General features: G+C 62.6%; 1 protein-coding gene. It reads left to right on the top strand.

The window, feature by feature from the left end; genetic code table 11:
- Positions 1-346 precede the first annotated feature (346 nt).
- Complete coding sequence (locus QN350_RS19570) at positions 347-1,555, top strand: LCP family protein (protein ID WP_323507937.1); 1,209 nt, start codon at positions 347-349, stop codon at positions 1,553-1,555.
- Positions 1,556-2,054 lie beyond the last annotated feature (499 nt).

The raw sequence follows: 2,054 nt of genomic DNA, 5'->3' as shown, positions 1-2,054 counted from the left end.
CCCTCGACCCGGGAAAGGCCCGAAGGACACTCCCGCACCGCGCCAGAACGCAGCCTGGTCCCAGCTACACCCTCGATTCCCCACGCTCCGGCTGCTGACAGAGCCACGAACCGCTCGGTGGGTTCCCAGCAGTTGCCTACTCGCGTTGTATAAGGTGCGGAGCAAGCGTGTTGTTTTTGACGGGGTAGCCGCTTTCGGACCGCAGGAGAAAGCCGGGGTCAACGTGACGGAAAAGCCGCCGCTACCGCTTCGGACGCGAGCGCATTCCTTGGGTGCCCCTATTCGGCACGGACGGTTGCAGCGGCGTAGCCCATGGCAAACCGTGAGGGTCGCGCTCGTGTTCTCCGTGAGCGTTCTCCTGGTCAGTGGGGGGACTATTGCAGCTGTTGCCACGTGGGATGTTGCCAGCAGCGTGAAACCGGGCGTGCATCTCGCCCACCTTGCGGACACACCCGGGAGCACTGTTGCGCCTGCGGCAGACGTCGCAGCCATTTCCGGCGGGGTCGATCTACTCCTGACGGGAACGGATACCCGGTCCGGGCAGGGTGGGGCCTTTGCGACGGGCGCAGGTTTGGCGGAAAGTTCCGGTGCGGGCAATAACGATGTCACCCTGTTATTACACATTTCGAAAAACCATCAGAACGTGAGTGTGATCAGTTTCCCTAGGGATCTCATGATCCCTGTTCCTGCGTGTCCGCAATCTGATGGGTCGACGGCGTCGGCGTCCAGTCGGGTGATGTTGAACGCGACGCTCGCCCGCGGAGGGCTTTCCTGCGTGGTGCTCACGATCGAAAAACTTACCGGCGTTCAGATTCCCTTCGCCGCCCAGATCAGTTTCGACGGGGTCACGGCGATGTCCAACGCCATCGGCGGCGTTACCGTGTGTGTGGCCTCCCCGATCGATGACCTCTACACGAATCCGCCCTTGCATTTGGCGGCCGGACAGCAGAGCATCGTCGGTGACATGGCCTTGTCGTTCCTGCGGAGCAGACACGGTGTCGGTGACGGCAGCGACCTGGGTCGCATCAGCAACCAGCAAGTGTTCATGGCCGCGTTGGCCCGGAAAGTCGAGACGGGCGGCGTCCTCGGTAACCCTGTCATGCTGTACTCCCTGGCCAAGGCGGCGACAGACAACATGGTCCTCTCTGATACCTTGACCAATCCCACGGCTCAGGTTCAAATTGCGCTCGCGCTCAAGGACACCGGGTTGGCGAACATGGTCTTCCTTCAGTACCCCGCTGTGGCCGACCCTCAGGACGTGAACCGCGTCATCCCGCAGAAGGAGGGTGCTGCTGTCGTGAACGCAGCTCTCGCCGCTGACCAGCCCATTCAGCTCAGCGGTGCCCCCGGTCGGGCAGCCGTTCTGGACAAATCTACGCCCGCGGCCCCGAATCCCACGCCCACTTCCCTCTCGACTCCTGTGCCGGGCAAGACTGTACCGGCCACCACACCCACCCCTGTGCAGGCGGCCACGCCCGGCCCCGGGGGCGCCGTCCTCCCGACGACCGTGACGGGACAAACAGCAGCTCAACAAACCTGCAGCAAAGGAAACTAGGGCGCTCGACCCATCCCGGAAATCCACGCTGGGTCACAACGAAAATAGCGCTTTGAGACACGCGGATACGGTACCTGTCTGACGCGAAAGCCTATTTTCTGGCGGGAGCAGGGGAGAGGGATTGCTTCTTGGGCAGAAAGTCCCCGGACCACGGATACCGCCCGCATCCCTGTTGGCCTTGTCCCGGCGTCGATATCCGCAACTCGACGCTTTCATCCCTCGGGTCCTCGGGTCCTCGGGTTCTAGGGCACTCGAATGCAACCCAGACCAGCGACTTCTGTGCATTCATCACCACTCGTGGGAAAGCACCACTTGGATATCGGCGAAGACGCCGGTCGACAGCACCTCAGTTGCCAGTTTGCTCGGTGTTGGCATCGCTGGCACGCTTGGCAGCGTCGTGCTGGAGTGGCGGCTACCAGCGTGGAGAACTGGAGATCGCCGGTTAGAGGGAGCTTCCCAAGGGGTTGAGGGGGTGCAGGTTGCGGTCGAAGTCGTATCG

It is taken from the genome of Cryobacterium sp. 10I5 (genome assembly GCF_035019865.1).
Taxonomy (GTDB): Bacteria; Actinomycetota; Actinomycetes; order Actinomycetales; family Microbacteriaceae; genus Cryobacterium; species Cryobacterium breve_A.
Note: the sequence above shows the minus strand (reverse complement) of the source record. Positions and strands in the feature narration are given on the sequence as shown.